The 24,079-nt window shown below is 74.0% G+C and carries 18 protein-coding genes; 14 read left to right on the top strand and 4 right to left on the bottom strand.

Annotated features, from left to right (window positions below):
* Positions 1-35 precede the first annotated feature (35 nt).
* The 10 genes from ABZ945_RS15345 to ABZ945_RS15300 are packed head-to-tail and all read left to right on the top strand — an operon-like array spanning position 36 to position 8,206.
* On the top strand, positions 36-1,073 hold the full coding sequence (locus tag ABZ945_RS15345) for an MCE family protein (protein WP_361268777.1): 1,038 nt from the start codon (positions 36-38) through the stop codon (positions 1,071-1,073).
* Positions 1,070-2,212, top strand: coding sequence for an MlaD family protein (locus tag ABZ945_RS15340; RefSeq protein WP_361268774.1), 1,143 nt, complete (start codon positions 1,070-1,072; stop codon positions 2,210-2,212). Before ABZ945_RS15345 ends, ABZ945_RS15340 begins: the two co-directional genes overlap by 4 nt.
* Positions 2,209-3,363 carry an MlaD family protein gene (locus ABZ945_RS15335; RefSeq protein WP_361268771.1) on the top strand — a complete coding sequence of 385 codons (1,155 nt, stop codon included), beginning with the start codon at positions 2,209-2,211 and terminating at the stop codon, positions 3,361-3,363. The genes ABZ945_RS15340 and ABZ945_RS15335 overlap by 4 nt, the downstream gene beginning before the upstream one ends.
* On the top strand, positions 3,360-3,875 hold the full coding sequence (locus ABZ945_RS15330; protein ID WP_361268769.1) for a hypothetical protein: 516 nt from the start codon (positions 3,360-3,362) through the stop codon (positions 3,873-3,875). Before ABZ945_RS15335 ends, ABZ945_RS15330 begins: the two co-directional genes overlap by 4 nt.
* Positions 3,869-4,390, top strand: a complete 522-nt coding sequence (locus ABZ945_RS15325; RefSeq protein ID WP_361268767.1) for a hypothetical protein — start codon at positions 3,869-3,871, stop codon at positions 4,388-4,390. The genes ABZ945_RS15330 and ABZ945_RS15325 overlap by 7 nt, the downstream gene beginning before the upstream one ends.
* Before the next feature lie 12 nt (positions 4,391-4,402).
* Positions 4,403-4,987, top strand: coding sequence for a hypothetical protein (locus ABZ945_RS15320; protein ID WP_361268764.1), 585 nt, complete (start codon positions 4,403-4,405; stop codon positions 4,985-4,987).
* Complete coding sequence (locus tag ABZ945_RS15315; protein ID WP_361268761.1) at positions 4,987-5,658, top strand: hypothetical protein; 672 nt, start codon at positions 4,987-4,989, stop codon at positions 5,656-5,658. Before ABZ945_RS15320 ends, ABZ945_RS15315 begins: the two co-directional genes overlap by 1 nt.
* Positions 5,659-5,664: 6 nt before the next feature.
* Positions 5,665-6,276 (top strand): hypothetical protein, encoded by a 612-nt coding sequence (locus ABZ945_RS15310; protein ID WP_361268758.1) that lies wholly within the window; start codon positions 5,665-5,667, stop codon positions 6,274-6,276.
* 26 nt (positions 6,277-6,302) lie between these two features.
* Positions 6,303-7,052 (top strand): DUF5819 family protein, encoded by a 750-nt coding sequence (locus tag ABZ945_RS15305; protein WP_361268755.1) that lies wholly within the window; start codon positions 6,303-6,305, stop codon positions 7,050-7,052.
* Complete coding sequence (locus ABZ945_RS15300; RefSeq protein ID WP_361268752.1) at positions 7,049-8,206, top strand: HTTM domain-containing protein; 1,158 nt, start codon at positions 7,049-7,051, stop codon at positions 8,204-8,206. The genes ABZ945_RS15305 and ABZ945_RS15300 overlap by 4 nt, the downstream gene beginning before the upstream one ends.
* A gap of 74 nt (positions 8,207-8,280) precedes the next feature.
* Here ABZ945_RS15300 and ABZ945_RS15295 read toward each other — a convergent pair whose 3' ends face one another.
* Together ABZ945_RS15295 and ABZ945_RS15290 are read right to left on the bottom strand one after the other, a co-directional pair.
* Positions 8,281-9,441: a DUF6801 domain-containing protein gene (locus ABZ945_RS15295; protein ID WP_361268749.1), complete on the bottom strand. Its 1,161-nt coding sequence runs from the start codon at positions 9,439-9,441 to the stop codon at positions 8,281-8,283.
* 104 nt (positions 9,442-9,545) lie between these two features.
* Positions 9,546-10,916: a DUF6801 domain-containing protein gene (locus tag ABZ945_RS15290; protein ID WP_361268746.1), complete on the bottom strand. Its 1,371-nt coding sequence runs from the start codon at positions 10,914-10,916 to the stop codon at positions 9,546-9,548.
* Positions 10,917-11,265: 349 nt separating this feature from the next.
* On the opposite strand from ABZ945_RS15290, the gene ABZ945_RS15285 reads away from it, so the two are divergent.
* Together ABZ945_RS15285 and ABZ945_RS15280 are read left to right on the top strand one after the other, a co-directional pair.
* Complete coding sequence (locus ABZ945_RS15285; RefSeq protein WP_361268743.1) at positions 11,266-11,715, top strand: universal stress protein; 450 nt, start codon at positions 11,266-11,268, stop codon at positions 11,713-11,715.
* On the top strand, positions 11,712-12,845 hold the full coding sequence (locus ABZ945_RS15280) for an adenylate cyclase regulatory domain-containing protein (protein ID WP_361268740.1): 1,134 nt from the start codon (positions 11,712-11,714) through the stop codon (positions 12,843-12,845). Before ABZ945_RS15285 ends, ABZ945_RS15280 begins: the two co-directional genes overlap by 4 nt.
* A gap of 173 nt (positions 12,846-13,018) precedes the next feature.
* Here ABZ945_RS15280 and ABZ945_RS15275 read toward each other — a convergent pair whose 3' ends face one another.
* Both ABZ945_RS15275 and ABZ945_RS15270 read right to left on the bottom strand, forming a co-directional pair.
* Positions 13,019-14,023 carry a DUF916 domain-containing protein gene (locus ABZ945_RS15275; RefSeq protein WP_361268737.1) on the bottom strand — a complete coding sequence of 335 codons (1,005 nt, stop codon included), beginning with the start codon at positions 14,021-14,023 and terminating at the stop codon, positions 13,019-13,021.
* 99 nt (positions 14,024-14,122) lie between these two features.
* Positions 14,123-15,280, bottom strand: a complete 1,158-nt coding sequence (locus tag ABZ945_RS15270) for a DUF6801 domain-containing protein (protein ID WP_361268735.1) — start codon at positions 15,278-15,280, stop codon at positions 14,123-14,125.
* A gap of 566 nt (positions 15,281-15,846) precedes the next feature.
* On the opposite strand from ABZ945_RS15270, the gene ABZ945_RS15265 reads away from it, so the two are divergent.
* Together ABZ945_RS15265 and ABZ945_RS15260 are read left to right on the top strand one after the other, a co-directional pair.
* Positions 15,847-17,106 (top strand): lipase family protein, encoded by a 1,260-nt coding sequence (locus ABZ945_RS15265; RefSeq protein ID WP_361268732.1) that lies wholly within the window; start codon positions 15,847-15,849, stop codon positions 17,104-17,106.
* A gap of 250 nt (positions 17,107-17,356) precedes the next feature.
* Positions 17,357-24,079, top strand: coding sequence for an SDR family oxidoreductase (locus tag ABZ945_RS15260; RefSeq protein ID WP_361268729.1), 6,723 nt, complete (start codon positions 17,357-17,359; stop codon positions 24,077-24,079).

The raw sequence follows: 24,079 nt of genomic DNA, 5'->3' as shown, positions 1-24,079 counted from the left end.
CCTGAGCCGCTCACGTCCTGAAGGGAGCGAGGCCGATGAAGAAACCGCCCTGGACCGCCCGTCCCCGCCCGCTCGCGCTGCTGATCGCCGGACTCGCCGTCGTCCTCACCGCCTCGGTGCTCACCGCGGTGCGGACCCTCGGCGAGGACACCACCCGGATCACCGCCTACTTCGAGCGGACCGTCGGCGTCCACCCCGGCTCCGACGTCCGCGTCCTCGGCGTACGGGTCGGCAGCGTCACCTCCGTACGCCCCGAGGCCCGACGGGTGAAGGTCACTCTGGAGGTGGACGAAGGGGTACGCATCCCCCGGACGGTACGGGCCGTGGTGGTCGCGCCGAGCGTGGTGTCCGGCCGGTTCGTCCAGCTCGCCCCCGCCTACAGCGGCACCGGTCCCACCGCCGACGACCGCACCGTGATCCCGGTCGCGCGCACCTCCTCGCCCCTGGAGGTGGACGAACTCGCCAAGAGCCTCACCGAGTTGTCTGACGCGCTCGGCCCGAAGGGGGCCAACAAGGACGGCGCCCTGGCCGAGCTGGTCGCCACCGGCGCCAGGAACCTGAAGGGCAACGGAGCCGATCTCGGCACCAGCATCCAGCAGCTCGGCGGCGCCTCCAAGGTCCTCGGCGACTCCGGCGCCGACCTGGCCCAGACCGTGCACCAACTCGCCGGAGTCGTCTCGGTGCTGAAGGAACACGACACCGACGTACGCACCGTGGAGCGGCAACTCGCCGATGTCACCGGCTTCCTGGCGGGCGAGAAGGCCGAACTGGCCGCCGCTCTGCGGGAACTGGGCTCCGCCCTCGGCACCGTCTCCGGCTTCCTGCACGAGAACCGGTCCCGCCTCACCAAGGACGTGGGCCGGCTGGCCACGCTGACCCAGTCCCTGGTCGACCAGCGGGTCTCCCTCGCCGAGGCCCTGGACACCCTGCCCCTGGCGGCCGGCAACGTCGAGAACGCCTACAACCCGGCCACCCGCACCATCGACGGCCGCGCCGATATCCGCGAGGTCAGCGCACTGCCGCTGCCCGCCGCCGAGACCTATGGCCCGGCCCGGACCGAGGGGCGCCCATGACACCCCGTACCGCCCGGATCTCCCTCGCGGCAGGGGCCGCCGCCCTCGCCACCGGCCTGGTGCTCACCGCCCGCGCCGGACTGCCCGGCCTCCCCGGCATCGGCACCCTCCCACTGCCCGGCGGCGCCGACCTCGGGGCGCACCCCTACACCGTGACCGCCGTCTTCCGGGACGTCACCAGCCTCTTCCCGCAGTCCGCCGTCAAGGTCAACGACGTCCCGGTGGGCCGCGTCCAGGAGATCACCGTCGACCCCGAGGACTGGCACGCCCGGGTCACCCTGCGGATCAACGGCGAGGTGCGGCTGCCCGGGAACGCCTACGCCACCCTGGAGCAGTCCAGCCTGCTCGGCGAGAAGTACATCGAGCTGTCCGGCCCCGGCGGCCTCGCCCCCCGCCCCGACCTGGACATCCGCCAGGCCGCCGACACCCGAGAAGCGGCCACCGGCCGACTCACCGACGGCGACACCATCCCGGTGGCCCGCACCAACCGCAACGCGGAGGTGGAGGAGGTCTTCGGCGCCCTGTCGATGCTGCTCAACGGCGGCGGTATCGGCCAGCTCAACACCATCAGCCGGGAACTCGGCCAGGCGCTGGACGGCAACCAGGACACCGCCCGCTCCGCGCTCCGGCAGATCTCCGTCCTCGCCAAGAACCTGGACGCCCACAAGGGCGACATCACCCGCGCGCTCGACCACCTCAACACCCTCTCCGCCACCGTCTCCGCCCGGGACCAGAAGGTCGGCGCCGTCCTCACCCGGCTCAGCCCCGGACTGAAGGTGCTGAAGGAGCAGCGCGGCGGACTGGTCACCATGCTCAAGGCGCTGGACACCCTGTCCGCCACGGCCGTCACCACCATCGACCGCACCCAGGCCGACCTGGTGGCCGACCTCCGCGCCCTCGCCCCGACCCTGCAACGCCTCGCCGACGCCGGACAGGCCCTGCCCGACGCGCTGCAGGTGCTGGTCACCTATCCGTTCACCGACGAGGTGCTCACCGGCGTCAAGGGCGACTACCTCAATGTCTATCTGCGCTCCACCGCCCCGCCCGGCACCACGATCCTCCCGGCCCACGACACCGCCGCTACCCCCGGCACCGTTCCGCTGCCCTCCGTACCCGCGCAGGGAGGCGGCACCCCGTGATCACCCGGCTGACCCACCTCAAGAATCTCGCCTTCCTCCTCCTCGGCGCCCTGGTCCTCGCCTATATCGGCGTCCACTACGCCGACCTCGGCCGCCATGTCGGAGCCTCCGGCACCTACACCGTGCTGGTCGAACTCGACCAGACCGGCGGCCTGTTCGACGGTTCCAATGTCACCTACCGGGGCGTGGACGTCGGCCGGGTCCGCACCATCCGGCTCACCGACCAGGGCGTGGAAGCGGAACTGGCCATCGACAGCGCCACCCCCCGTATCCCCGCCGACCTCACCGCCAAGGTCGCCGACCTCTCCGCCGTCGGCGAGGACTACCTCGACCTCGCCCCGCGCACCGACGGGGGCCCCTATCTGCGCGACGGCTCCCGGGTGCCGCGCAGCCGCACCACCACCCCGGCCCCCATCACCGACCTGCTCACCAGCGTCACCACACTGTCCGGCTCCGTCCCCGCCGCCGAGCTGCGCACCGCGGTGGACGAACTCGGCAAGGCCTTCTCCCACCAGGGCCAGAACCTCCAGGTCCTGCTGGACAGCGGCAGCCGTTTCCTGCACTCCGCCGACACCGCCTTCCCCGACACCCGCCGGCTGCTCATCGACTCCCGGACGGTGCTCCGCACCCAGGCGGAGAGCTCCCGGGCGCTCGCCGAGTTCGCCGACGGCGCCCAGCGACTCGCCCGTACGCTCAAGACCTCCGACGCCGATCTGCGCCGACTCATCGGCGACGCCCCCGCCGCCGCCGAGCAGGTCACCGCCCTCCTGAAGGACACCGACCCCGGGCTGAGCGTGCTGCTCGCCAATCTGACCACCACCTCCGAGCTGTTCGTCACCCGGCAGAACGGCGTCCGCGAACTGATGGTCCGGCTGCCCCGGGTGGCCGCCAAGGGCGCCACCGCGATCACCGGGGCGGGGGTGAAGCTGGGCCTGGTCACCACCTTCTTCCAGCCGCTGCCCTGCACCACGGGCTACGGGGGCACGCCCCACCGCAACGGACTGGACACCTCCACCGGGCCCGTCAACACCTCCGCCGCCTGCACCGCCCCACCCGGTAACGGGCAGAACGTCCGCGGCTCGGCCCACGCCCCGCGCGGCGGCGTCCCCACCCCCGCCCGGCCCAGACCCGGTGAAGGGAGCCCCCGGTGACCCGCGGCCCGCTCCTCCGGATCGTGATCCTTCCCCTGGCCCTCGCCGTCTGCGGCTTCTCGGGCTGGCGCCTGCACCAGGCCCTGACCGACCCCGGCACGGCGGCCGCCCGGGCCCGGGACAGCGCGCTGGCCGACGGGCGGAGCCGGATCGCCCGCCTCAACTCCGCCGACCCCGCCCAGGGCGGCGCCGATCTCGATGCCTGGCTGGCCGCCACCACCGGCCCGCTCCACCACGAGTACCGCCGACTGCGCGACCAGCGGGCCGCCACCCCGGCCGAGTCCGGCACCGCGACCACCGCCCGGGTCACCGACGCGGCACTCACCTCACTGGACGAGCGCGCGGGCACCGCCCGCATGATCGCCACCGTCCGGATCGAGGCCGCCGCGCCTGGCGACGAGCGCACCACGGACCGGGGACGCTTCGAAGCCGTCCTGGCCCGGACCGGTGACGGCTGGAAGCTCACCTCGCTCTCCGCCGTCCCGGTGGGCCGACCGGAGGACGCATGGTGACGGCCACGGTCGCCGAGTCGGGCGTACGGCGGTGGTGGGCGCCGGTCCTCGCCGCGCTGCTGCTCGCCGCCTCCGCCGGGCTGCTGCTCACCGCCCAGCGGTACGGGGCCGGGGCCCGCGCCAACACCGCGCTGACCGACGCCACCGCCACCGGACAGGTGCGGGACACCGTGGAGACCACCCTCACCCGGGTGTTCAGCTACACCCCGGCCACGCTCGCCGCCACCCGGGACGCGGCCCGCGGGCTGCTGGACGGGGAGGCCGCCCGGCAGTACGAGGCGCTGTTCGCCCAGGTCGACCGGCGCGCCGCCGACCAGCGGCTGACGCTCACCACCCGGGTGGTCCGCAGCGGTGTGCGGCGGGTCTCGGACGGTACGGCGGAGGTGCTGGTCCTGCTCGACCAGCGCGGCTCCCGCCCCGGCGAGCAGCCCACCGTGGTGGCCGCCCAGCTGTCGGTGACCGCCCGGCTGGACGGCGGCGGCCACTGGCGGATCACCCGGATCACGACACGATAGGCGGTGCACCGCATGACACGCCCCAACCGGCCGACGAGAGAGCGGAAACCTCCACCCACCCGGCTCGCGCTGCTCGCGGCGCTGCTCCTGGCCGCCGGCTTCGCCGCCTGGTCATCCGCCGACTGGTACGCGGCCGCCCATGACGAGCGGGTCGCCTACAGCCGCCAGCGGGACGCCGCCCTGGACGCGGCGGAGCAGGGCGTGCGCAACCTCAACACCCTGGACCACGCGGAGCTGGAGCAGGGCCTGGCACTGTGGGAGAAGTCGGCCACCGGCGAGCTGCTGAAGGAACTCAAGGGCAGCAGGGTGGAGTTCACCCGGCAGGTCCGCTCGGCACGGACCGCGACCAGTGCCCGGGTGCTCTCCGGCGCGCTCACCGAACTGGACGACCGGGCGGGCCGGGCCAGGGCGATGGTCGCCGTGCGCATCACGGTCCGCACCCCCGACCGGAAGTCCGCCGTCAAGGACAGCCGGATGCTCACCGAGCTGACCCGGACGGGCGGCGGCTGGAAGCTGAGCGCCCTGGGCCAGGCACCCGTCGGCGACCCGGGCAGCGCCGGTGGCAAGGCCCCGGACCAGGAAGCGGGGAGCCGCTGATGGCCACCACCCGCCATCTGGTCAACCGCAGGCGCCGCATCGACCGGCTCGACGGCCGCCCCGCCGAGGCCGCGCCCACCGCGTCCCGCAAGCCCCGCTCCCGTACGCCCAAGTCCTCTCCCCCCGCTTCCCGTACGCCCGGGCTTCTCAGCCGGGGCGAGTGGTGGACCTCCGCTCTGCTCGCCGCGCTGGTGCTCCTGCTCTGCCTGGGCGGCTACGCGGCCGTCCGCACCCGCGCCCTCGACGAACGGCCGGTCCGCCACAACACCGCGCTCACCGACACCGCCGCCACCAGCCAGGTCAAGGGCGTGGTCGACGCCGCGGTGCGGGACCTCTTCTCGTACCGCTACACCGACCCGGATCGAGGTCGGGCCGCCGCCGAGGACCGCCTCACCGGGGCGGCGGTGGGTCAGCACGTCGCGCTGATGAAGCAGATCCGCGCCCAGGGGCCCGCGCAGAAGCTGGTGCTCACCACCACGGTCACCGACAGCGGGGTCCAGGTCCTGGACGGGGACCGGGCGCGGCTCCTGGTCTTCGCCGACCAGGTCAGCACCCGTACCGGCAAGGACGGAGGCGACACCGTGGCGGCGGCCATGTTCGCGGTGGACGCCGTACGGCAGGCCGGCAGCTGGCGGATCGCCCGTATCGACACCTTCCCGACCAAGGAGTAAGCCCCCATGACGAACACGAACCGATCCCTCGCACGCGCCGGCGGGCTGACCACCCTGCTGGCCGTACTCCTCGCCACCGCCGGGTGCGGCGGCTCCCCGCCCGAGCAGCAGCGGGAACAGGCCCACGCACCCGCGCACGCACCCGCGCCCAAGCCTCAGGTGGAGTGGGCCGCCGGGGTCTGCCGCCATCTGGACACCGGCGGCGCCGAGCTGTCCGTTCCGGAGCTGGACAAGAAGCGGCCGGACACCGCACGGCAGCAGCTGGTGACCTTTCTGACCACCGTGGACCAGCGGCTCGGCTCCGTGGAGAGCGCCATGAAGCGGGACGGCGCCCCGCCCGTCAGCGGTGGGCGGGCCGCGTTCGAGAAGGCCATGGCCAATCTGGACGGCGTCCGCACCCGGCTCGCCGCCGCCACCGCCGACCTGGCGAAGGCCGAGGTCACCGACCAGGCCTCGCTGCGGCGCGCGATGCGGGAGGCCGGGGCGCCGCTGGAGACTCTCGGCGGCTACCAGGGCCCGGCGCACGACCTGAAGACGCAGGTCCCCGAGCTGAAGAAGGCGTTCGAGGGCAACCCCGACTGCGTCGGATCCGACGGGACCGTCCCCCAGGGCGACTGAGCAGGCCGGGAAGGAGACCACGGGCCATGCGTGAAAGAAGCCCCACCGCGACCGCGGAACGCGAACCTTCGTACGAACACGAGCCGCTCGACCGTTCCGATGTCCCGCCGCCCGACACTCCGCAGCCCGAGGTGCCCCGGGACCATCTGGCCGGCTTCACCCGCGTCCAGCGGTTCGCCGCCGGTACGGCGACCGTGCTGGTGGCTCTCGCGCTGGTCCTGCACACCGCCGCGACCTTCTTCACCGTGTCCCCGGCGAACGCGGTGACCAACAGCCACGGCGACCGCATCCGCGCCTATATGGGCCCCGAGTTCAAGCAGAACTGGCAGCTGTTCTCGCCGGACATCACCCGCACCATGGACCATGTGTACGTGCGCAGCCGGCTGCGCGCCGCGGACGGCTCGGTCAGCACCACCGGCTGGACCGACCTCACCGCCGTGGACCTGGCCGAGCTGCGGGGCAATCTGGTGCCCAGCCGCCTGCGCCTCCAGCTCAACAACGCCTGGAGCGCGCTCGGCAGCAGCCATGACGCCGAGCAGCGCCCGCTGGGCCAACGCGGTCTGGACAGCGAGCGGTACCTCAAACGGCTGGCCCTCACCCGGACCCCCGCCCCGCCGCCCGGCTCCCGCACGGTGGGCGTGCAGTTCCGCGACATCGTCACCACGGTGCCCGCGCCGCCCTGGCAGACCGGGCAGACCACCCCGGACCCCTCGGTGCGCACCACCCCCTGGTGGCCGGTGGAGCAGGCCGACCTCGCGGAAGGGCACCGGGCATGAGCGCCGTCCGCCGAGCCCTCAACTGGGCCTGCGATCCCTACCGCTGGCGGTACCAGACCGCGGCCGTGCGCATCGGCATGGCGCTGACCTGGCTGATCCTGCTGCTGCACGAGTTCCCCCGGCGCGGGCGGATCTGGGGCCCGGACGCCGCCTGGAGCTGGGAGCTGGCCCAGCGCCAGCTGGCCGAGTCGGGGGCCTTCAGTGTGCTGCTCTGGTGGCGCGGCGGGCTGTGGTTCGAGGTGTTCTACGGCCTGGCCGTGGCCGTTGCCGTGGCACTGCTGCTGGGCTGGCGCACCCGCACCATGTCCTTCCTCTTCCTGATCTGCGTCCTCTCCCTCAGCCACCGCAACGAGTGGGTGCTCAACGCGGGCGACACCGTCTTCCGGCTCACCGCGTGCTATCTGGTGCTGATGCGGCCCGGCCGGGTGTGGTCCCTGGACGCCCGGCGCGCGGGGCGCCCGGCCCGCCCCGACCGGACCGGCCCGGTGCTGTGGACCCTCGGCGGCCTGCTGCTGACGTACGCCACCCTGGCCGCGATGGTCACGGGCGGCTGGGCGCTGCTGCTGTGGCTGTACTGGCTGGCGCACGCGGTACGCGCGATCGGGTCACGGCACGAGGGGGTGCGCGGCACACTCGACCTGGTCGGCGACATCGTCCACAACGCCGCCGTGGTCATGCTGATGGTCCAGGTGTGCGTCGTCTACGCCACCGCGGGCTGGTACAAGATCCAGGGCCGCCAGTGGCAGGACGGGTCGGGGGTGTACTGGGGGCTCGGACTGGACTGGCTGACGCCTTTTCCCGCCCTCACCCAGCTCATCACCGCCCATGCCCTGCTCGTCCTGGCGCTCTCCTATGGCACCGTCATCCTCCAAGTGGCCTTCCCTTTCGCGGTGTTCAACCGGCGCCTGAAGAACGTCATGCTGGCCCTGATGATCGCCGAGCACATCGGCATCGGGGTCCTGATGGGGTTGTTCTCCTTCTCGCTGTCGATGATCGTGGCCGACCTGGTCTTCCTGCCCACCGGCTTTCTGCGGGGCACCGAGGAGTACGGCCGGCGGGCGGTACGCCGCGACCCCCGGCCGCCGAAGGTCCCCCGGCCGCCGAAGGTGCCCCGCCGCTCACGGCCCGAGGCACCGGCCCGGGCGGTCACCTGAGGCACCCGGCACAGCCGTGGGGGCGGGCCCTTGCCATGCGGCAGGGCCCGCCCCCACGTTTCTCCCGTAGCGCGTCACCCCTGCTTCATGGTCAGCTCCAGGGTGTTGTCCGGCCCGCCGATCGCCGCGCTGATGGCGTCGTTGAAGAAACCGCAGCCGGTCAGCGGCGGCAGGGTGTAAGTGCCCTTGAAGCGGCCGGGTTCGGCGGCCGTCGCCGCGAGGGAGAGATCGGCGGGGCCGGTGGTGCGGCAGCTCTCACCGCCCCCGACGGGCAGCCCGAAGAGCGTCACCTGCGGCACCGTCAGGACGGTCGGCTGGCGCAGGGTCTCGCCCCTGGTGTCCGAGTAGGTGCCGGAGGACTGGCCCTGCGGGGTGAAGCGGTAGGAGGCGGTGGCCGGCAGGAAGCCGAACAGGGGGAGCGGCCCACCGGGGGAGGTGAGGTGCAACTCGCCCCGGGTACTGCCCTCCTTGCCGCTCTGCGGGGTGTACGTGGCGGTGTAGCTGCCCTGCACCGGCGCGCTGCCGCCCGTCGCCTTGATCCCGGTGGAACCCGAGGCGGTGTAGGCACGGGTGGTCGGCCCCGGAGTCGGGGAGGTGGGGGACGTCGGTGGTGTCGCGGGCACGACCCTGATGGTGTGCAGGGTGGTGTTCTGGTTCGGCGGGTCCAGGGTGCAGACCGACTCGAAGGTGTCGATGGCGGTCTTGTTCCCCTGGGCGTCGCGCGGGGTCAGCCTCAGCTGGAGCCCCGTCACCTCGAAGGCCACCGAACCCGGCGAGCCGAAGGAGAGCGGCGGGGCCTGGCCGTCCGCCTCCACGGTGAACGGCGCGGGGGTGTCGGGGATGCGGGTCTTGCGCAGGGTGTTGTCCACGGTGAGGCTGAGCGGTCCGTCAGGGGTGCGCACGGTGACGGCCGCGGACGCGGTGCCCTCCACGGTGACCCCGCCGACCGTGGCCAGCCCCTCGGCGGCCCGCCCGCTCACCGTGGAGACCGAGTGGATCTTCAGCGCGCCGGTGGAGGTGCCCACCGGGATCTCGGCGGGCATGTCGGTGGAGATCTCGACCGTCACGGGGTCGGCTTCGAGGAGGGGGAAGACACAGCTGTACGTCTGCTTGAGGTGCACCGGCACCGCGCCCGCCGTGGCAGGCGCGATGAAGGTGATGAGGCCGGCCAGGGCGCCGGCTGCCGCGAGCCCGCTCAGGGCATCGCGTCCGGCCGCCGTCTTGTGCATGGGCATGACTGCCTCTCAGGGATGTGGGGGTACGGGGACGGCCCCCGGCGCGGTGGGCCGGGGGCCGTCGTGGGTGGATCAGGTGCGCGGGCGGTTCGGCTCGGCTCGGGTCAGTTCTTCTTGGCGAGCGTGAGGTCGATGGTGTTGCCGGGGCCCGCGGTGAAGGCGCTGATCATGTCGTTCAGCCCACCACAGCCCTGGAGCGCGGGCAGGGTGTAGACACCCTTCAACTTGCCGCCCTCCAGCGGCTTGAAGGGGCCGTCCGACGTGAGGTCCACATCGGCCGGGGTGCCGGTCTTGCAGCTGTCACCGCCGCCGATGGGCAGCCCGAACACGGCGACGCTCGGCAGCTTCACATACATCTGGGACTTGGTGGTGAGGTCACCCGCGGTGTTCAGGGTTCCGGTGGTCTTGCCCACCTGCTCGAAGGCGACGCTGGCGCTCGCCGGCAGGAAGCCCAGCACGGTGAAGTTGCCAGTGGTGGGCTTGAGCGTCAGGTCCGCGATGTACGAGCCCTTGTCGATGTCATAGTCCGCCTCGATCCCGCCGGACAGCGGCACGGTGCCGTTGGGCGCCTTGATGAAGGAGCTGCCGGTGAGGCCGTAGCTCAGATGCACGGGGGCGCCCGGACCGGTGGGGTTGGTGGTGGACCCGGTGGGGTTGGTGGTCGAGCCCGTCGGGTTGGTGGTCGAGCCGGTGGGGTTGGTGGTGGACCCGGTGGGGTTGGTCGTGGAACCGGTCGGGTTCGTGGTCGACCCGGTGGGGTTCGTGGTGGACCCCGTCGGGTTGGTGGTGGAGCCGGTCGGGTTGGTGGTGGAGCCGGTCGGGTTGGTGGTCGAACCGCCGTCCGTCACCTTGAACTTGGCGAGCACCTTGTTGGCCGACGTCAGAACGCACTTGGCGTCGAACGAGTCCTGTCCGGTGACCAGTTGGACCGGCTTGCCGGCGGCGTCCCGGGCGACGAGGTTGTGCAGGTCGATGCCGTTGACCTGGATGTCGCCGTCACCGGCCTTGTCGAAGGTCAGGGAGGGGGACCGGCCCGAGGCGTTGACCGTGAACGGGGCGGCCGGGCTCGGGATGGCGGTCTTGCCGAAGGTGTTCTCCACCTTGATCCCGGTGAGCGGGCCCGACGGGGTGTTCACCGTGACATCGGCGGTGGCCGCGCCCTCCAGGGTCTTGGCCCCCACCAGGCCGAGACCCTGGGCCGCCCGCGCGCTGACCTCGGTGGGCGACTCGATCTGGAACGACGGCACCGGCTGGCCCACACCGATGGAGGAGGGGATGTCCGCCTTGATGGTGACCTTGATCGGGTCCTCGTTGATCAGCGGAAAGGTGCAGGTGTAGTCCTGCTTGAGCTGGACCGGGTCGGCCGCGGCCGGGCTCGCCACGGACAGCGTCACCATCGCGGCCACCACGCCGGTGGCGCTGGTGAGGGCGAGGGCGGAGACCGTGCGGCGACTCCGTGTACTGCTTGCGCTCATGATCTGCCTCTCGTGAAATCGCCGGTGGGGAGCCGGGATTTCCGCAGGGGGAAGTGAGGGGAAAGTGCTGGGGGGAGTGCTTCCGGAGTGCTTCGGGGGTGTTACCCGAAGGGAAACTACTGAGGGGTAGGGGTCCGGGCAAGGGAAATGACACAGCCGGACGCCCGGAAATTCATCATTGGCGGCCGATGATGAAAGCGCGCCATGTGTTTGTCACCCACATTCGTGTCCGGCCGTACGGGTGCGTGTGATACCGCACGTGGACCCGGAGCGCCTTGACCCTCTCCCCAGCGGATGCGTACGTTCCCGAAAACGCGGGACGTGACTTTCGGGAATCGAGGAAGTTGAGATGGCCCTGTATCGGACGGTCATGGTCGGCACGGACGGCTCCGACTCGTCGTACACCGCGGTCGAGGGGGCGGCCCGGCTCGCCGCCGCCTTCGCCGCCGACCTCGTCGTCGCCTGCGCGTATCTGCCGATGCGCGGGACCGAGCTGGACCGGGCGCGGGACCAACTGGGCGAGGAGGCCCACCAGGTGGTGGGGTCGGCACCGGCCGAGGACACCCTGCGCACCGCCCGGGACCGGGCCCGCGCCCAGGGTGCGATGAGGGTGCGCACGGTGGCGGTGCCGGGCGAGCCGGTCGCCGCCCTGGTGCGCACCGCGCGGGACTGCTCGGCCGACCTCCTGGTGGTCGGCAACCGGGGGCTGCGCTCCCTCGCCGGGCGGATCCTCGGCTCCGTACCGTCGGACGTGGCCCGCCGGGCCGGTCTCGATGTGCTGATCGTGCACACCACATGAGCGCGGACGAGGCGGTGGGCCCGCTGGACGCGGACGCGCTGCGCCGGGCCGTGGAGGAGCTGCTGCTGGGCGGCGGACGCGCCTGGACGCGGGCGGAGATCGCCGAGCGGTCCGGGGTGGCCGCCGACCGGACCGTACAGATCTGGCGCGCGCTCGGCTTCCCGGAGGCCGAGGACGGCGAACGGGTGTTCACCGACGCCGATGTGGAGGCGCTGCGTGCGGGGGAGCGGCTGATCGAGGCCGGGCTGATCACCGAGGAGAGCGAGACGATGATGGCCCGTGCGCTGGGCCACCATCTGTCCCGGCTCGCCGAATGGCAGGTGGACACCCTCTGGGCCTGGCTGCGGCGCGACATGGGCGCCGCCGCGCCGGACGGGGCGGGGCTGATCGACCGGGCCGCCGGGCTGCTGCCCGAGATGGAGCTGATGCAGCAGCACGTCTGGCGCCGGCATCTCGCGGCCTACGCGGGACGCGCGCTCACCGAGACGGCCGGGGCCTTCGGCGGGGGTACGGGGCACCAGGCCCCGCCCGCCGCCGCGTACGACCCCGGCGGCGAGGAGGCGACCGACCGGGGCTCCGCGCCGGTGAACGGGACCCAGGAGTGGGGCGGGGTCCGCGACCGGGCCGTGGGCTTCACCGACATGGTCGGCTACACCCGGATGAGCCGGGGGCTCGACGGCGCCGAACTCGGCCGGGTCATCGACTGGTTCGAGAGCCTGACCGGGGGAGTGGTCGCCGACGGGCGGGGCCGGGTGGTGAAGACCATCGGTGACGAGGTCTTCTTCGTCTGCGACACGGCGTCCGACGCCGCCGACATCGCGCTGGAGATCACCGCGCGGGCCGAGCGGGAGCAGGGGCTGCCGCAGCTGCGGACCGGGCTCGCCCACGGGCCGGTCCTCAGCCGCTTCGGTGACCTGTTCGGGGCGGCGGTCAACATCGCGGCCCGGCTGACCGCGCTGGCCCGGCCGGACACCGTGCTGGTCGACACCGCGTTCGCGGGAGAGCTGGCCGGCGGGACGGCGTACGACCTCCGGGCGCTCCGCCCGGTCCCGGTACGCGGCTACAGCCGGCTCCGCCCGGTCCTGCTCCGCCGCGCGACCCCGGCCCCGCCCCGCCGCCCCCGGCCATAGCGGCGCAAGCCGCCGGGCGCGGCCCTTAGGCGGTGGCGCCCGCGCCCGCTGCCACCCGGTGCCTACGGGGTCGCCACCACGCCCGGCCCCGCCGGACCCGGCCGTAGGGGCAGGAGCCGCCGGCCACGGGCCTCGGCCCGCCCCGACCACCCGCGCCCGCTGCCGCCCGGTGCCTACGGGGTCGCCACCGCGCCCCGCCGGGTGCCCCGGCGCCGTATCAGCCAGATCGCCGCGGCCGCCACCAGCACCGCGGCGATCAGCAGCAGCACCCCCCAGCTGACCGTCCGATAGCCGACGCTGGTGCTCTGCGCGAGCAGCCCGCCGGTGTCGCTCGCGGTCACCTCGACGCTGCCCCAGTCGACCAGCGGAGGCCCGCTCCACCGCTCCGAGACATGGACCCGCTGCCCCGGCAGCAGCTCGGCGGGCAGCCGGCGCGGCTCAGGCGTGAACGCGGTCCGCCCGAACAGCCCGCTGGCCCGCAGGCCCACCCGGGGCGAGAGCATCACATTGCCGCTGTTGACCAGCTCGTACGAGATGACGGCCGTCCGCTCGCCGCCCGGGAACCACGGCGCCTCGTACGAGAAGCGCGCGTCGCGCACCTCCAGCGCCGGCTGCCGCTTCCCGCCGACCCGCAGATAGAGGCGCGCGCCGACCGCCTGGCGAACCGCCACCCCCTGCCGGGCGCTCGGCGAGAGCCGCTGGTCGACGGCGACGACCGCCCCCGGGTGGTCGCCCGGCTGGGCGTCTCGCGGCACCCGCAGGGTCAGCGGCACGGTAGCCGTGGAGCGCCCGGCGACCCGTACCGTGGAGCGGTCCAGCCGGGTCCAGGCGCCCACCCCCGACATCCGCTCGCCCCGGTCGCGTACCGCGAACCCGCCGTCGCGCGGGGTGTTGTAGCCGTCGGCCGCGTAGAGGCGGAAGGTGACCGGGGTGTCCCGCAGATTGCGCACGGTCACCTTGTCATGGAGGGTCTGGCCGGGGTCGGCGTCCAGCCGGAAGTAGGCGCGCTGCCCGGGAGGCCCGGCCGGGAAGACGGACCACTGGCCGTTGTCGGCGGCCTGCGCCGCGGGCGCGGCGAGCATCGGCAGGGCGGCCGCGCACACCAGGGCGAGCAGGGCGAGGGCGGCGGACGCCGGCCGGCGCCACCGGGGATGGGGTGGAGCGGACGGGAAGCGCACGGCGGTTGACCTCTCGGAAGGGGGAGGGGACGGGAAGGGGCCGGCCGCACGGGGCGGCCGGCCCGAGGGGTGTCCCGGGTGGTTCCGGGACGGCGCGGCTCAGGTCAGGGTGAGGGTGAGCACGGCCTTGTAGTCGCCCGCCGCCGCGTCGGCCGGGACGCTCAGGTCCAGACCGCCGTCGACGGTGAACTTCCCGCCGGTGGCCGCCCCGTCCGGGGCGCTGGCGAGGGTGGCGCCGGTGGTGCCGACCGGTCCCGCCGTACCCGGGGCGCAGTTGCTCGCGGAGCCCGGAGCCGGGGTGCAGGACGGCTTCCAGCTGAGCTTGGAAGCGGCGATCTTGCCGCCCCCGGTGGCGGTGAAGTCGGTGACCTTGCCGGTCAGGGACCAGCCCTTGGTGCCGCCCCGCTGGTCGCTGACGGTCACCGTCTGGAGCTTGCCGGAGGAAGTGCCGCCCTTGCCCTGCTCCACCGCGGACAGCGCCACGTCCTGACCGGCCTGCGACATCGACAGGCTGCCGGTGCCGCTGCCCGGCTTGACCGTGGCGGTGAGGTTCTGGTCGGCGGAGGAGCCCGTGGGGGGCTTGGGGTTCACCGGGTCGGGGTTGACCGGGTTGGTGGTGTTCCCGCCCTTGGTGACGGTGAACGCGGCGAGGACCTTGTCCGACGAGGTCAGCTTGCACTCCACGTCGAACGAGTCCTGCCCGCTGACCAGCTGGATGGGCTTGCCGTTGGCGTCCCGCACGGTCATATGGTGCAGCCGGATCGAGTTGACCTCGATACGGCCGCTGCCCGGGGTGTTGAAGGTGAGGGACGGCGCCTTGCCCTTGGCCGGCACATGGAACTCGGCGGGCGGGCTCGGCACCGCGGTCTTCGCCACCGCGTTCTCGACCTTGACACCGGTGAGCGGCCCGTCCGGGGTGAAGACGGTGACATCGGCGGTGGCCTGGCCCTCGATGCTCTTGCCGCCGACCAGGCCCATGCCCTGCGCGGCCCGCGCGCTCACCACGGTGTCCGTGGTGACCTCGAACGCGGGCGAGGGCTTTCCGGCCTCGATGGAGGTCGGAATATCGGCCGTGATGGTCGCCGTGATCGGGTCGTTGTTGATCAGCGGGAAGACGCAGTCGTACTTCTGCACCAGCTTGACGGGGTCCGCGGAGGCCGGGCTCGCGGTGGCGAGGCCCAGCATGCCCGCGAACAGTCCTCCGGTGGCGAGCGCGGCGAGGACGGGCCTCGCCGCGCGCTTTCGGTGAGTACTCATGAGATGCCTCTCGTGAGTCACTCCGCCGCCGGCTTCCCGCAAAAGGCCGTGGAACGCCCGGGGAGGCAGGAGCGGGTGAAGGATGGGAAACGCGGAGAAGTCCGTGTTTCGGCTGCGTAACGTACTGGCGGGTAAGTAGGAGGGTCAAGGGGAGGGGAAATAATGGGCCCCGGTTATACGGCTATTTCTGTGGCACTGTCAGGGGAGTGAGTAAAAGGGTTCGCGTATTCCTCACCCGCGGATGGCCAGTGGCGGAGGTTGTGCCCCGGTGACAAAAGGCCCGCGCCGACTGCTCACTCCGTTCGCAAAAGGCCTGTTCCCGCTATCCGTTCATTGACCCTGCGCTGTACGGCGGAGTAGCTTTTCAGGCCGGTATCCGGTTGCCCCTTGCTTTTCCCTGCCCGGTCGACTGCCCGTCGACCGCACTGTCGACTGCTCTGTCGGTGCGTATGCCGACGGCCGGTCCGTTCCGACATCCGCCGGCGAGGGGCGCACCGGTCCGCGAGCCGCCGTCCCCCCACCGTGCCGCCGCCACCGCATCTCGCCCCATCCCAGGAGGCCGCTCCATGTCCGCTCCCCCCAGGCGCCGCCGCGTCCGGACCGTCCTCGCACTGCCCCTCGCCGGGGCGCTCGGCCTCGCCGGCGCGCTCACCCCGCCGTCCGCCCAGGCCGCCCCGGCGACTCCCATGACGGCCACGGCCCTCCCCAGCGACGACTTCTACGTACCGCCCAACCCGCTGCCGACCGGCCGGCCCGGTGATGTCATCCGCTCCCGCAAGGTCGAACTGCCCCAGCCCACCCCCAACCGGCTGGCCGACACCTGGCAGGTGATGTACCTCTCGACGGACGCCCTCGGCCGCCCCGACGCGGTGACCGGCACCGTGCTGGTCCCCAAGGGCCGCAACCCCGCCACCCTCCCCGTCATCGGCTGGGGCCCCGGCACCCAGGGCCCCGCCTTCCGCTGCGCCGCCTCCCGGATGATGGCCAGGGGAGCGCTGTACGAGCAGTGGGTCGTCAACGACATGCTGGCCCGGGGCTACGCGGTCGCCGTCACCGACTACGAGGGCTACCGGCCGGACCCCAGGACCACCTATGTGGTCGGCACGTCCATGGGACCCGCGCTCATCGACGCCGTACGGGCCGCGCAGCGGCTGCCCGCCACCGGACTCTCCCCGGACGCCAAGGTGGTCTTCCGCGGCTACTCGCAGGGCGGCGGCGCCGCACTATGGGCGGGGGAGACCCAGCCCGGCTACGCGCCCGAGCTGAACGTCCGCGGTGTCGTCGCCGGCGGCGTCCCCGCCAGCCTGGTGGACGTGGCGCTGCCCCTCAACGGCGGCCCCGGCTCCGGCTTCCTGCTCGACGCGCTCATCGGCCTGGACCACGCCTACCCCGAACTGAGGCTGGACGACGCCCTCAACGACGCCGGTCGCGCGGCCGTGGCCGAACTGGAGAGGAACGCCTGCGCGCTGGACCTGCTCACCACCTACGGCGGCAGGTCGCTCTCCGACCTCACCACCCGCAGCCCGCTGGCCGACCCGGCCTGGCAGAAGCGCTACACCGAGAACACCCTCGGCGGCTCCACCCGGTTGAAGGTGCCGGTGTACCTCTACCACGCCACCAAGGACAGCCTGGTCGACGCCGGCCAGGGCGCCCGGCTGCGCGCCGCCCTGTGCCGACTCGGTGCCAACGTGACCTGGAAGGCGTACGACACCGACGGCCTCGCCCCGGTCAAGGACCATATGTGGCCCATCCAGGCCGGCAACGCCGAAGCGGCGGCGTTCCTCGCCGACCGCCTCGCGGACCAGCCCGCCACCCCCAACTGCTGACCGCACCCCCGTCCCCGTTTCCCCCCGGGCCTTCCCCCGGCCCCCGTCCCCGCTCCCCCCGGGGCCTTCCCCCGGCCCCCGCCCCCTGGCCCCGCTCCCTTCTCCCCCCACCCCCTCCCGGCCCCGGCGCGCCCATCCCGCGTGCCCCGCTCTCCCCGGCCCCCGGGTACGGCGCCCACATCGCGCCCCACCCCCGAGGCGGCCGGGCGGACCCGGCCTCCCTCCACCCCCACGTCGGATTCGAGGTGTCATGACCCGTCCCGTGTCGAGCGAACTCGTCATCGGAATCAGCCCGTTCGGCCTGCCCGACGCCGGGCTCGCCGCCGCCGTCAGCCGCTGCGGCGGGCTCGGAGTGCTCGACCTCGGCGACGGCGACCGGACGGCCCGGGCCGCCCTGGCGCGACTGCGGGACCTGGCCGCCCCGGGCACCTACGGCATCCGGGTCGGACCGCACTGCGCACTGACCCCGGAGGACCTGGACGGCCCGTTCCCCGCCGTGGTGGTGCTGGCCGCCGACTCCGCCTGGGAGCCTTCCCGGCTGCCCGCCCACTGCCTGGTGCTGGCCGAGCCGGGCCACCCCGACGAGGCGCGGCGGCTGGCCGCCGAAGGCGTGGACGGCTTCCTCGCCCGGGGCAGTGAGTGCGGGGGGCGAGCGGGGGCGTTGAGCACCTTCGTCCTCCTCCAGGCGCTGCTGGCCGACCCCGAACTGGCCGAGCACCCGGTCTGGGCCTGCGGCGGCATCGGCCCGCGCACCGCCGCCGCCGCGGTGGCCGGCGGCGCGGCCGGAGTGGTCCTGGACGTCCAATTGGCCCTGCTCGCCGAGTCCCGGCTGCCCGAGGAGGCTGCCGCCGCCCTGCGCTCGGCGGACGGCACCGACACCTCCGTCATCGACGGCGTACGGTCGCTGCGCCCCGGCCGCCCCGGAGCGGGACTGCCGGCCGGGCAGGACGCCTATCTCGCCGCCCGGTTCGCCGAGGAGTACGGGACCGTGCCCCGCGCCGTCGCCGCCGTCCGGGCGGCCGCGCTCCGCGGCGCGGGTGACGCCGCCGCCCTCCTCCCCGGCTCCCCGATGAGCGGCACCCTCGGCACCCGGCTGCCCATCGCCCAGGGGCCGATGACCCGGGTCAGCGACCAGCCCGCGTTCGCCGCGGCCGTCGCCGCCGACGGCGGCCTGCCCTTTCTCGCGCTGGCCCTGCTGGACGGCGAGGCCACCGGTGAGCTCCTCGTCCGCACGCGGGCCGCGCTGGGCGAGCGGCCCTGGGGCGTGGGCATCCTCGGCTTCGCCGACAGCGCCCTGCGCGCCGCCCAGCTCGCCGCCGTGCGCGCCGCCCGCCCCAGCCACGCCATCATCGCCGGCGGCCGCCCCGGCCAGGCCGCCGAACTGGAGGCGGCCGGCATCAGTACCTTCCTCCATGTCCCCTCACCGGCCCTGCTCCGCCAGTACGTCGACGCCGGTGCGCGCAAGTTCGTCTTCGAGGGCGCCGAATGCGGAGGCCATATCGGCCCGCGCAACAGCTTCCCGCTCTGGGAGGCCCAGCTCGCCGTCCTCGAACAGCACCCGTCGGCGGCCGAGTTCCAGGTCCTGCTGGCCGGCGGCATCCATGACGAGTGCTCCGCCGCCATGGCCGCCGCGCTCGCCGGCCCGCTGGCCGCGCGCGGCGCCGCCGTCGGTGTGCTCATGGGCACCGCCTACCTCACCACCGCCGAGGCCGTGGCCAGTGGTGCCGTGGGCGAGGGCTTCCAGCGGCAGGTCCTGGACGCCACCGGCACCGTCCTGCTGGAGAGCGCCCCCGGGCACACCACCCGCTGCGTCCCCAGCCCCTACACCGAGGAGTACGCGGCCGAGCGCGCCCGGCTGGCCGCCGAGGGCGTACCCGACCGGGAGGCCTGGGACCGCCTGGAACGCCTCAACCTCGGACGGCTGCGCCTCGCCAGCAAAGGCCTGGAACGGCAGGACGGGCGGCTGCGCCCCGTGGACGAGCGGCGGCAGCACGAGGCCGGGATGTTCATGGCCGGCGAGGTCGCCGCACTGCGCACCCGCACCACCACCATCGCCGCACTCCACCGCGCGGTCACCGCGGGAGCGGCCGAGCACACCGGCCGCCGCGCCGCCGAACTCCGGGCCACCCGGGGCGCCCCGGCCGAGGACGCCCGCCGCCCCGCCGCCCCGCTGGACATCGCCATCGTCGGCATGGCCTGTATGTTCCCCCAGGCCCCCGACCTCCCCACCTACTGGTCCCACCTGGTCACCGGGGTGGACGCCGTCACCGAAGTCCCCGCCGAGCGCTGGGACCAGGCCACCTACCACGACCCGACCGGTGAGCGCCCGGGCACCACCCCCTCCCGCTGGGGCGGCTTCCTGCCCGAGATCCCCTTCGACCCGCTGGCCTACGGCATCCCGCCCGCCTCGCTCGCCGCCATCGAACCCGTACAGCTCCTCGCCCTGGAGACGGCCGCCCGGGCCCTCGCCGATGCCGGATACGACCGGCGGGACTTCCCACGGACGCGCACCGGTGTGGTCTTCGGCGCGGAGTCCGGCAGCGACCTGGCCCATGCCACCACCCTCCGCACCACCCTGCCGTCCTATCTGGACACCGTTCCGGACGCCCTCACCGAGCAACTGCCCCGGCTCACCGAGGACTCCTTCCCCGGCATGCTCGCCAATGTCGTCTCCGGGCGCATCGCCAACCGCCTGGACCTCGGCGGCGCCAACTACACCGTGGACGCCGCCTGCGCCTCCTCGCTCGCCGCCCTGGACACCGCCTGCAAGGAACTCACCTCAGGCTCTGCCGACATGATGCTCTGCGGCGGAGCGGACCTGCACAACGACATCAACGACTATCTGCTCTTCTCCTCCGTGCGGGCGCTCTCCCCGACCGGCCGCTCCCGCTCCTTCGACGCGGATGCCGACGGCACCGTGCTCGGCGAGGGCGTCGCCTGTGTCGTCCTCAAGCGTCTCGCCGACGCCGAGCGCGACGGCGACCGGATCTACGGCGTGGTCAAGGGCGTCGGCAGTGCCAGCGACGGCCGCTCCCTGGGCCTGACCGCGCCCCGGGCCGAGGGCCAGCGCTCCGCCCTGGACCGCGCCTACGCCGCGGCCGGGATCTCGCCCGCCGAGGTCGGCCTGGTGGAGGCGCACGGCACCGGCACGGTCGTCGGCGACCGCACCGAACTGGGCGTGCTCACCGAGTTGTTCACCGAGGCGGGCGCCGAGCCGGGGCGCTGCGTGCTGGGTTCGGTGAAGTCACAGATCGGCCACACCAAGTGTGCCGCGGGCCTGGCCGGACTGATCAAGGCGACCATGGCCCTGCACACCGGCGTCCTGCCGCCCACCCTGCATCTGCGCACCCCCCACCCGGGATGGGACGAGCGGACCAGCCCGTTCGCCTTCCGTGTCGAGTCCTGCCCCTGGCCCGCCCCGGCGGACCGGCGGATCGCCGGGGTCAGCGCCTTCGGCTTCGGGGGCACCAACTTCCATGTGGTGCTCAGCGGTTACCAGAACGGGGCACCGCCCGAGCATGCCCTGCCGCACTGGCCCGCCGAGCTGCTCGCCTTCCGCGGCGAGGACGAGGAGGCGGCCCACCGCGAGATCCGCCGGCTGCTCGACGAGCTGGAGGCCGACCCCGGGGCCAGCCTCCGCGAGACGGCCGCCGCAGTCTGGCGACGGGCCGGGAACCGGCGTACCCCCATCCGGGTCGCCGTGGTGGCGACAGACCCCGGGAGCCTCCCCGCACAGCTACGGCGAGCGCTGGAGGGCGGATCCGCCCCCGCACAGGGCGTGTTCGCCACCCGGCCCGGGGCGGACCTCTCTTCCCCCGGCCGGACCGCCTTCCTCTTCCCCGGCCAGGGCAGCCAGCGCCCCGGGATGCTCGCCCCGCTGATGACGGCCTTCCCCTCCGAACACGGCCCCCTCACCACCGGACACACCTACGCCCACCTGCTCCACCCGCCGGCCGCCTTCGACCAGGCCGGGGCCGCCCGGCAGCGGGCCGCGCTCACCGACACCCGGATCGCCCAACCCGCGCTCGGCATCACCGCGTTGACCTCCGCCCAGCTGCTGGAGCGGTTCGGCGTGCGGCCCGATCTGGCGGCCGGGCACTCCTACGGCGAGCTGGCGGCGTTCGCCGCCGCGGGCGCCCTGGACGCCCGTACCCTGCTCGACCTCAGCGCCGAACGGGCCGCGGCGATCCTCGCGGTGACCGGGGAGGACCCCGGTGCCATGGCCGCCGTCACCGCCGCCCCCGAGGAGGTGGAGGCGGTGCTCGCGGCGGCCGGACTGGACGGCCAGGTGGTCATCGCCAACCACAACGCGCCCCGCCAGTCGGTGATCTCGGGGCCCAGCGCCCCGGTCGCCCGGGCGGTCGACCGGCTGGCCGAGGGCGGTCACCCCGCCAAGAGCCTTCCGGTCGCCTGCGCCTTCCACAGCCCGGTGGTCGCCGACGCTGCCCCCCGCTTCGCCGACGCCCTCGCCCACCACGCGCTCCGGGCGCCCGAGTTCGACGTCTGGAGCAACCGCACCGCCGCCGTCCACGCCCCCGACCCGGACACCGTGCGCGGTGAACTCGCCGCCCAGCTCGCGGCCCCGGTGCGGTTCGCCGAGCAGATCGAGGCGATGTACGAGGCGGGCGCGCGGGTCTTTGTGGAGGCCGGCCCCGGCACGGTGCTCACCACCCTGGTCGGCCGCGTCCTCGGCGACCGCCCCCATCTGGCGGTCGCCTGCGAGCCCCGCCCGGACGAGGGGCTGCGCGGCTTTCTGGAGACCCTGGCCCGGCTCGCCGTCGCGGGCGTCCCGGTACGGGTCGGACGGCTCTTCGACGGCCGCGTCCCCGACACTCCGAACGCTCCCCAGGCTGTACCCGGCTGGCGGGTGGACGGCCGCCATGTGCGCACCGCCGCGGGCGACCCCCTGCCCGGCGGTCTCAGCCCCGCCCGACGTATCCGCCTGGAGGCCCCCGCCATGACAGCGCTCCCCACCGTCGACGACCCGGGCCGGTCCACCGGTCGCGATGATGAACTGATCAGGGAGTTCCTGCGGACCACCCGGGAACTGGTCGCCGCCCAGCGCGACATCCTGCTCACCTACCTCGGCGGCGGGGTGCCGGGGCCGCTCCCCGCCCCGCCGCCGAGCCCCACCCCCGCCGCGCCGCCGCTGCCCCTGGAGCCCGAAGCCAGCGCCTCCGCAGCCACCGCGGTACCGCCGACGGACACCGTCCCCGATATCCGGGACACCGTCCTGACCGTGATCAGCGAGCGCACCGGCTACCCCGCCGAGATGATCGGCGCCGATCTGGAGCTGGAGGCCGACCTCGGCATCGACTCCATCAAGCGCACCGAGATCGCCGGTGAACTGGCGCGCCGGCTGGCCGCCGAGCGGACCGCGGACGACGACTGGATGGAGCAGCTGTCCCGGGCCCGCACGGTCGCCGGCATCACCGCCTGGCTCACCGGCGGCCAGTCCGCGGATGACCCGGAGCCGGCCCCCGTCCCCGTACCGGTGAACGACCCCGATCCCGACCTCATCCCCGCCGTCGCCCCCCGCCGCTTCGTCCTGCGCCGGCAGCCGCTGGACGCCGTGGAGCGGCCCGGACCCGGTGCCCTGCGCGGCAGGCGGTTCGCGCTGCTCGGCTCGCACGAGGTGGGCGCGCTGCTCGCCGACCGGCTGATGGCGGCGGGCGCCGAGGCGGTGGTGTTCGACCCCGCGCGGCGGCTGGCGGCCGATGACGGCCCGTTCCACGGGGTGGTCCACCTCGGCGCGCTGGCCCCCGACGGGATACCCGTGCTGCCGGCCGCCTTCGAGGTGCTGCGGGCCGCGCTCGCCCTCGCCCCCGCCCGGCTGCTGTGCGCCAAGCACACCCCCGGGAACGCCGAGGACCCCGGGGCCGGACTGGGCGGGCTGTTCCGCTCCATCGCCCGCGAGTACCCGGGCCTGGACGCCCGGGTGGTCGAGCTCGACCCCTCGGCGCCGGTGGCGGAGCAGGCCGACGCGCTGCTGGAGGAGGCCTGCGCCGGAGACCGCGTACCGGTGGTGCTGCGCGGTCCGGCCGGGCGGCACGGGCTGGAGCTGAGCGAGGCCGCTCTCGGCACCGACACCCGGGCGCTCGCCATCGACCCCACCGACCTGGGGCTGGACCAGGCCTCCGTGGTCGTCCTGGCGGGCGGGGCGCGCGGGATCACCGCCGATATCGCGACGGCGCTCGCGGCCGCCACCCGGTGCCGGTTCGAGCTGCTGGGCCGCACCCGGCCGTCCACCGCCCCCGAACCCGCCGACCTCGCCGCCGCGGGAGACCTGGCCGCACTGCGGGCCGTACTCGCCCGGCGGGGCACCCCGCTGGCCCAGGTGGACCCCGAGGCCAGGGCGATCCTGGCGGAACGCGAAGTCAACGCCACCATCCAGGAGTTGACGCGCCTCGGCAGCCGGGTCGGCTACCGTTCCCTCGATCTGCGCGACTCCACCGCCGTCAACCGCGCCGTCAAGGAGATCCAGTCCGAACACGGCCGGATCGACGCGGTGTTCCACGCGGCCGGGGTCATCGAGGACCGGCGGCTCGCCGAGAAGGACGCCGAGTCCTTCCGCCGGGTGTACGACACCAAGGTGGAGGGCGCCCGCGCACTGCTGGACGCCCTCGCCCAACTGCCGGCCGCACCCCGCCTCGCCGTGCTGTTCGGCAGCATCGCCGCCGTACTCGGCAACCAGGGCCAGGGCGACTACGCCGCCGCCAACGACGCCCTCGCCACCCTGGGGGAGCGATGGGCGCGCGGCGGCACCGGGCGGCGCGCGCTCACGGTCCACTGGGGCCCCTGGGCGCCTTCGGGCGCCCACCATGGCATGGTCACCCCGGAACTCGCCCGGGAGTACGCCCGGCGCGGGATCGCCCTCATCGACCGGGCGAGCGGCACCCGGGCCCTGCTCGGCGAGATCGCCCACGGCGCTCCGGACGCCGCCACCGTCGTCCTCACCGCCTCGGAGTGGTGA

The sequence above is a fragment of the Streptomyces sp. NPDC046887 genome, from assembly GCF_040644755.1.
GTDB classification, from domain to species: domain Bacteria; phylum Actinomycetota; class Actinomycetes; order Streptomycetales; family Streptomycetaceae; genus Streptomyces; species Streptomyces lichenis.
This window is presented reverse-complemented; position numbering and strand designations above follow the sequence as displayed.

Bases quoted from the DNA above. Each gene is read 5' to 3' on its own strand.
- ABZ945_RS15345 (WP_361268777.1), top strand. From the start codon at position 36: ATGAAGAAACCGCCCTGGACCGCCCGTCCCCGCCCGCTCGCGCTGCTG.
- ABZ945_RS15340 (WP_361268774.1), top strand. From the start codon at position 1,070: ATGACACCCCGTACCGCCCGGATCTCCCTCGCGGCAGGGGCCGCCGCC.
- ABZ945_RS15325 (WP_361268767.1), top strand. From the start codon at position 3,869: ATGGTGACGGCCACGGTCGCCGAGTCGGGCGTACGGCGGTGGTGGGCG.
- ABZ945_RS15320 (WP_361268764.1), top strand. From the start codon at position 4,403: ATGACACGCCCCAACCGGCCGACGAGAGAGCGGAAACCTCCACCCACC.
- ABZ945_RS15315 (WP_361268761.1), top strand. From the start codon at position 4,987: ATGGCCACCACCCGCCATCTGGTCAACCGCAGGCGCCGCATCGACCGG.
- ABZ945_RS15310 (WP_361268758.1), top strand. From the start codon at position 5,665: ATGACGAACACGAACCGATCCCTCGCACGCGCCGGCGGGCTGACCACC.
- ABZ945_RS15305 (WP_361268755.1), top strand. From the start codon at position 6,303: ATGCGTGAAAGAAGCCCCACCGCGACCGCGGAACGCGAACCTTCGTAC.
- ABZ945_RS15300 (WP_361268752.1), top strand. From the start codon at position 7,049: ATGAGCGCCGTCCGCCGAGCCCTCAACTGGGCCTGCGATCCCTACCGC.
- ABZ945_RS15295 (WP_361268749.1), bottom strand. From the start codon at position 9,441: ATGCCCATGCACAAGACGGCGGCCGGACGCGATGCCCTGAGCGGGCTC.
- ABZ945_RS15290 (WP_361268746.1), bottom strand. From the start codon at position 10,916: ATGAGCGCAAGCAGTACACGGAGTCGCCGCACGGTCTCCGCCCTCGCC.
- ABZ945_RS15285 (WP_361268743.1), top strand. From the start codon at position 11,266: ATGGCCCTGTATCGGACGGTCATGGTCGGCACGGACGGCTCCGACTCG.
- ABZ945_RS15280 (WP_361268740.1), top strand. From the start codon at position 11,712: ATGAGCGCGGACGAGGCGGTGGGCCCGCTGGACGCGGACGCGCTGCGC.
- ABZ945_RS15270 (WP_361268735.1), bottom strand. From the start codon at position 15,280: ATGAGTACTCACCGAAAGCGCGCGGCGAGGCCCGTCCTCGCCGCGCTC.
- ABZ945_RS15265 (WP_361268732.1), top strand. From the start codon at position 15,847: ATGTCCGCTCCCCCCAGGCGCCGCCGCGTCCGGACCGTCCTCGCACTG.
- ABZ945_RS15260 (WP_361268729.1), top strand. From the start codon at position 17,357: ATGACCCGTCCCGTGTCGAGCGAACTCGTCATCGGAATCAGCCCGTTC.